Origin of the sequence: Streptomyces anandii JCM 4720, assembly GCF_014650655.1 — a bacterium.
GTDB lineage: Bacteria > Actinomycetota > Actinomycetes > Streptomycetales > Streptomycetaceae > Streptomyces > Streptomyces anandii.
The window spans coordinates 249,531-254,184 of record NZ_BMVJ01000001.1 but is presented as its reverse complement, the minus strand read 5'-3'; the positions used below and the strand labels follow the sequence as shown (position 1 = coordinate 254,184).

Genomic DNA, 4,654 nt, shown 5'->3' with positions numbered 1-4,654 from the left:
CTCCCGGGCCGGGGCCGCCTGTTCTCCGGCGACCACCTGCTGCCGCGGATCACCCCGCACATAGGGCTCTACGAGGATCCCGACGACGCCACGGTCACCGACCCGCTGGGCGACTACCTGGCCTCCCTCGAAAGCGTCGGCCGTCTCACCCCGGCCGAGGTCCTCCCCGCCCACCAGCACCCCTTCACCACCGCCGGCTCCCGCGTCCGGGACCTCCTGGCCCACCACGAACACCGCCTCGCCTCCCTCCTCGCCCTCCTCTCCGAGCCGCTCACCCCCTGGCAGCTCGCCACCCGCATGCGGTGGAACCGCCCCTGGGACGAGATCCCCCGCTCCTCCCGCAACATCGCGGTCTCCGAAGCCGAGTCCCACCTACGCCACCTGGTCAAGCAAGGACGAGCGGAACCGGTCCCGGGCACCGGCCCGGTCACGTACGTACGCACCGTGTGACCGCCGTCCCACCCGCCGCGTGACCGCCGTCCCACACAGCCACCCCCCAGGCGCCCGCCCACGGGCCGGTACAGTGGCCGGGTCGTCATCACACCCGTTCGGGGGGAAGCCGGTGGGAATCCGGCGCTGACCCGCAACCGTGAGCCGTCCCCGAGGGCGGCGAGCCGGACTGCCCCGGGCGGGAGCGTGACCGGCTCATGTGCGTCGGCGGCCCGCCGGCACACCGCACCGTCGAGGTTTACGGAGCCGAGCCGCCGGGGTGTCCCGTGCTGCCCGGCTCCGCAGGGAGAGGCACCCATGAACGTCCGCCGCAGCGCCGCGGCCCTGGCCGCCGTCGCCGTGATCGGCACCGCGGCACCCGCCGTCGCCGCAGACTCGTCCCCCTCCCCGTCCCCCTCGGCGGTGCTGCCCTCCGGGCTCTACGGTCACACCGACCCCAAGTACGACGGCGTCTGGCGCCAGTCCCTCGCCCTGCTCGCGCAGCACACCGCGGGTGTGCGGCCCGCCGCGAAGGCGGTCGACTGGCTGGCGGGGCAGCAGTGCGCGGACGGCGCGTTCGCCGCGTTCCGCGCCGACCCGGCCCGCGCCTGCGACGCCAAGGTGATGGTGGACACCAACAGCACGGCCGCCGCAGTGCAGGCCCTCGCCGCGCTCGGCGGCCACGGCTCCGCGACCGCCAAGGCCGTCACCTGGCTGAAGTCCGTGCAGAACAAGGACGGCGGCTGGGGCTACACGCCGGGCGGCCCCAGCGACACCAACTCGACCTCCGTCGTCGTCGGCGCCCTCGCCGCCACCGGCCTCAAGCCCGCCGACGTGCGCAAGGACGGCAAGCCCGGCGGCAAGTCCCCCTACGACGCCCTGCTGAAGCTCGCCCTGCCCTGCACCGGCGGCGACGCGGGCGCCGGCGCCTTCGCCTACCAGCCCGACAAGAAGGGCAAGCTCGCCGCCAACGCCGACGCGACCGCCGCCGGAGTGACCGCCGCGCTCGGCCAGGGCCTGGCCGCCAAGCCCGCCCCCAAGGCCGGCGCCGCCCCCCACTGCACCGACTCCGGCAAGGCGACCCCCGAGCGGGCCGCCGCCAACGGCGCCTCCTACCTCGCCAAGTCCGTCGCCAAGAAGGGCTACCTCACCTCCGTTTTGCCCGGCTCCACCGACCAGCCCGACTACGGCAACACCGCCGACGCGGTCGTCGCCCTCGCCGCGCAGGGCGGTGCCGGCCAGGCGCAGAAGCCGCTGCGGTGGCTCGAGAAGCACTCCGAGGCCTGGGCGAAGCAGAGCGGCCCCGCCGCCTACGCCCAGCTGGTCTTCGCGGCGAACGCCACCGGCACCGACCCGCGCGACTTCGGCGGCACCGACCTCGTCGCCAAACTCTCCGCCACCGGCCCGGCCCCGCAGTCGGCCACGAGCGAGAGCGCCGAGGCGAAGGACAGCGCCAAGGACAGCTCCTCCGGCTTCCACGGCTGGTGGTTCGTCGCGGCCTGCCTCGTCGCCGGCATCGGCATCGGATTCCTCTTCAGCGGCCGGAAGAACAGGCGTCAGCCGTGATACGCCGGTTCCGCACGCCCGCCGCGCTCCGGTTCCGCACGCCCGCCGCGCTCCGGTTCCGCACGCCCGCCGCGCTCCCGGCCCTGTGCACCCTGCTCGCCGCGGCCCTGCTGCTCGCGGCGGGCGCGGGCCGGGCGGAGGCCACCGGCTACCGGTACTGGTCCTTCTGGGAGCGCCAGGGCGGCCACTGGACGTACGCCACCGAGGGACCCTCCACGGCACGTCCCGCCGACGGCGACGTCCAGGGCTTCCGCTTCGCGGTGAGCGCGGACTCCCAGGACGCGAGCAAGCCCCGCGGCACCGCGGACTTCGCCGCGATCTGCGACCGGACCCCGGCGCGGCACGGCAGCAAGCGCGTCGCGCTGGTGCTGGACTTCGGCGTCCGCGCGGACGCGCCCTCCGGCGAGACGCCCCCGGCGCGGCGCACCGTCTGCGCGAGCGTGCCGTCCGACGCGACCACGGCCGAGGCCCTGGCCGCCGTCGCGAAGCCCCTGCGCTACGACACCAACGCCCTGCTCTGCGCCATCTCCGGCTACCCGGCCAAGGGCTGCGGCGAGCAGGTCACCACCAGCGGCGACGGCGAGAACGCCGGCACGAAGAGCGGCGGCACCAAGAGCACCGGCGAGCACGACGGTGGCGGGCCCTCCGCCGGCCTGCTGACCGGCGGTGCCGTGGTCGCCGTACTGGCCGGCGCGGCCGTGTGGCAGGCCCGGCGGCGCAGGGATGGCTGAGAGGTCCCGCGGTGGAGGCTCGGCCGAGACGCCCGGCGTCCACCCGGGCGCCTGGTGGCTGTGGGCGCTCGCCCTCGGCACCGCCGCCACCCGCACCACCAACCCGCTGCTGCTCGCCCTGCTCCTCACCGTCTCCGCCCACGTCGTCGTGACCTGCCGCCCCGACACGCCCTCCGCCCGCTCCTACAGCGCCTTCCTCCGGCTCGCCCTCGCCGTCCTGGTGATCCGCCTCGGCTTCGCCGTCCTGCTCGGCTCGCCCATCCCGGGTACGCACGTACTGCTGACCCTCCCCGAAGTCCCGCTCCCGCACTGGGCGCAGGGCATCCGCGTCGGCGGCCGGGTGACGGCCGAGTCCGTGCTGTTCGCCCTGTACGACGGGCTGCGGCTGGCCACCCTGCTGGTCTGCGTGGGCGCCGCGAACGCCCTCGCGGCCCCCGCCCGGCTGCTCAGGTCCCTGCCCGGCGCGCTGTACGAGACGGGCGTGGCCGTGGTCGTCGCCCTCACCTTCGCCCCGCACCTGGTCGCCGACGGCCGCAGGCTGCGCGCCGCCCGCCGGCTGCGCGGCCGCCCCGACCGCGGTGTCCGTGGCCTGCTGCACGTCGGGCTGCCCGTGCTGGAGGGCGCGCTGGAGCGCTCGGTGGCACTCGCCGCCGCGATGGACAGCCGCGGTTACGGCCGTACCGCCGAGGTCGCGCCCGCCGTGCGCCGTACCACCGCCGCCCTCACCCTCGGTGGGCTGCTCGGCGTGTGCGCGGGGACGTACGGGCTGCTCACCGCCGAGGGCGGGACCTACGGTCTGCCCGTCCTGCTCGCCGGGCTCGCCGCCGCCCTCGCCGGGCTGTGGCTCGGCGGCCGCCGCTCCCCGCGCACCCGCTACCGCCCCGACACCTGGAACCCGCGCTCCTGCCTGGTCGCGGGCTCCGGTGCGGCGGTCGCCGCGCTGCTGATCCTCGCCGCGTCCCGCGCCCCGGACGCCCTGCACCCCGGTGTGGTCCCGCTGGTCGCCCCCTCCCTTCCCCTGTGGCCGGCCGCGGCCGTACTGCTCGGCCTGCTCCCGGCGTTCGCCGCGCCCGTGCGCCGCCCTCCGAAGGAGTCGTCGTGATCCGCTTCGAGGACGTCTCCGTGACCTACGACGGAGCCGCCGAACCCACCGTCCGCGGCGTCGACTTCGAGGTGCCCGAGGGTGAACTCGTGCTGCTCGCCGGGCCGTCCGGCGTCGGCAAGTCCACGGTGCTGGGCGCGGTGAGCGGGCTGGTGCCGCACTTCACCGGCGGCACCCTGCGCGGCCGGGTCACCGTCGCCGGCCGCGACACCCGTACCCACAAGCCGCGCGAACTCGCCGACGTGGTCGGCACGGTGGGCCAGGACCCGCTGTCGCACTTCGTCACGGACACCGTGGAGGACGAACTCGCCTACGGCATGGAGTCGCTGGGGCTCGCCCCCGACGTCATGCGGCGGCGGGTGGAGGAGACCCTGGACCTGCTGGGCCTCGCGGACCTGCGCCGCCGCCCCATCGCCACGCTCTCCGGCGGCCAGCAGCAGCGGGTCGCGATCGGCTCGGTCCTCACCCCGCACCCGGAGGTCCTCGTCCTGGACGAGCCGACCTCCGCCCTCGACCCGGCCGCCGCCGAGGAGGTCCTGGCCGTGCTGCAGCGGCTGGTGCACGACCTCGGTACGACGGTCCTGATGGCCGAGCACCGGCTGGAGCGGGTCGTGCAGTACGCCGACCAGGTCGTCCTGCTGCCCTCCCCGGGCGCCGCGCCGGTCCTCGGCGGCCCCGCCGAGATCATGGCGACCTCGCCGGTGTTCCCGCCGGTGGTGGGCCTCGGGCGGCTGGCGGGCTGGTCGCCGCTCCCGCTGACCGTCCGCGATGCCCGCCGCCGCGCGACGGACCTCCGCGCCCGTCTGACGGGCCACGAACCGTCCCC

The 4,654-nt window shown here is 76.2% G+C and carries 4 protein-coding genes, 1 pseudogene and 1 riboswitch; all 5 genes and pseudogenes read left to right on the top strand.

Annotated features, from left to right (window positions below):
- Window positions 1–450: pseudogene (locus tag IE249_RS35800) on the top strand (MBL fold metallo-hydrolase); the annotation flags it as partial.
- 105 nt (window positions 451–555) lie between these two features.
- A riboswitch (cobalamin riboswitch) is annotated at window positions 556–613 on the top strand.
- Between the two features lie 134 nt (window positions 614–747).
- A complete protein-coding gene (locus IE249_RS01135; protein WP_189702854.1) occupies window positions 748–1,995 on the top strand; it encodes an SCO2321 family membrane protein in 1,248 nt (415 codons plus the stop codon).
- A gap of 83 nt (window positions 1,996–2,078) precedes the next feature.
- Window positions 2,079–2,726 (top strand): SCO2322 family protein, encoded by a 648-nt coding sequence (locus IE249_RS01130; RefSeq protein ID WP_189703206.1) that lies wholly within the window; start codon window positions 2,079–2,081, stop codon window positions 2,724–2,726.
- Window positions 2,719–3,828 (top strand): CbiQ family ECF transporter T component, encoded by a 1,110-nt coding sequence (locus tag IE249_RS01125; protein ID WP_189702853.1) that lies wholly within the window; start codon window positions 2,719–2,721, stop codon window positions 3,826–3,828. Before IE249_RS01130 ends, IE249_RS01125 begins: the two co-directional genes overlap by 8 nt.
- Window positions 3,825–4,654: ABC transporter ATP-binding protein (locus tag IE249_RS35795; RefSeq protein WP_229857158.1), on the top strand; the 830-nt coding region annotated here is incomplete at its 3' end. The genes IE249_RS01125 and IE249_RS35795, both read left to right, overlap by 4 nt.